At 63.0% G+C, this 1,245-nt stretch carries 2 protein-coding genes; both read left to right on the top strand.

All coding sequences use genetic code 11. The features are described from left to right. Positions 1 to 54 precede the first annotated feature (54 nt). Complete coding sequence (locus tag BMY84_RS28895) at positions 55 to 879, top strand: IS5 family transposase (protein WP_143075215.1); 825 nt, start codon at positions 55 to 57, stop codon at positions 877 to 879. Positions 880 to 890: 11 nt separating this feature from the next. Further along, entirely contained in the window at positions 891 to 1,223 is a 333-nt protein-coding gene (locus tag BMY84_RS28890; RefSeq protein ID WP_093088603.1) for a hypothetical protein, read from the top strand. Positions 1,224 to 1,245 lie beyond the last annotated feature (22 nt).

Genomic DNA, 1,245 nt, shown 5'->3' with positions numbered 1-1,245 from the left:
GAGCCCGTTTGATAAAGGGTTGAGCGACAGCGGGTTACGTGATTCAAGCTCGGGATGTGGACCCGAGCGAGCCGTGGCCGGATGGCTGATCTTGAGAAGCGAGCGAAGCGCTACCCGACCGATCTGACGGATGCTGAGTGGGAGATCATCCGCCCGTTCTTGCCGGAGCCGCCGAAGCGCGGGCGCAAGCCATCGACTGACCTGCGCGAGGTGTTGAACTCCCTGCGGTATCTGGCCCGTTCGGGCGGTGGCTGGCGGATGCTGCCCAAGGATTTTCCGCCGTGGCAGACGGTATATTGGTGGTTTCGCCGCTTCGTGCGCCGATTGCTGTTCCGCACGATCCACGACTTGGCGTTGATGCTCGACCGGGAGCGCGAGGCGCGCGAGCAGAGCCCATCTGCGGCGGTGGTCGACAGCCAATCGGTCAAGGCACCGTCGGCACCGTCCGGCGGCGGCTATGATGCGGGCAAGCGGATCAAGGGGCGCAAGCGTCACATCGCGGTCGATACCGACGGACGGCTGCTCATGGTCAACCTGACCACTGCCGACATTTCCGACAGTGCGGACGCGCAGGAGATCGTGTCCGCAATCCGCCGGCGCTGGCCATGGCTCAAGCACCTGTTCGGCGACGGTGCCTACGATCGCACCAAGCTGCTCGATGCGGCCGCTTTGCGTGACTTCACCATCGAGATCATCCGCCGGTCGGACGACGTCTCCGGCTTCAAGGTGCTTCCCCGGCGTTGGGTGGTCGAGCGCACCTTCGGTTGGATGACACGCTGGCGCAGGCTGGTATGCGACTATGAGAAGCGCCTCGACGTGTCGGAGGCAATGATCCATCTTGCCATGGCAAGTAACCTGCTCCGGCGGCTCACTCCCTGAACGGACACCCGATGCGCAAGCCAGAAATCATCACCACCGACAACGGCTTCGCGATCGTTACGACCAAGGGGACCGACGCCGTTTCCCTCGACGAGGTGAGCGCGATCGTCGCCTACAAGATCGACGAACTCACCACCGACCTGGTTTGCTGCGACATCGTGACCGGCTCGGGCGACGGCGAGCAGATACGAACCATCCACGAGGAAATTCCCGGTTTTGGCACGGTCATGGCTCGCTTCGAGGCTCTGCCCGGCTTCAATAAGCAATGGCGCGAAGCGGTCATCCTCCCGCCCTTCGCCACCAACCGCACCACCATCTACAATCGGGCCGCAAACCCCACCTGACGCATTCTCAAACGGACTCTTA

This window comes from Sphingobium sp. AP50, from assembly GCF_900109095.1.
Lineage (GTDB): Bacteria > Pseudomonadota > Alphaproteobacteria > Sphingomonadales > Sphingomonadaceae > Sphingobium.
Note: the sequence above shows the minus strand (reverse complement) of the source record. Positions and strands in the feature narration are given on the sequence as shown.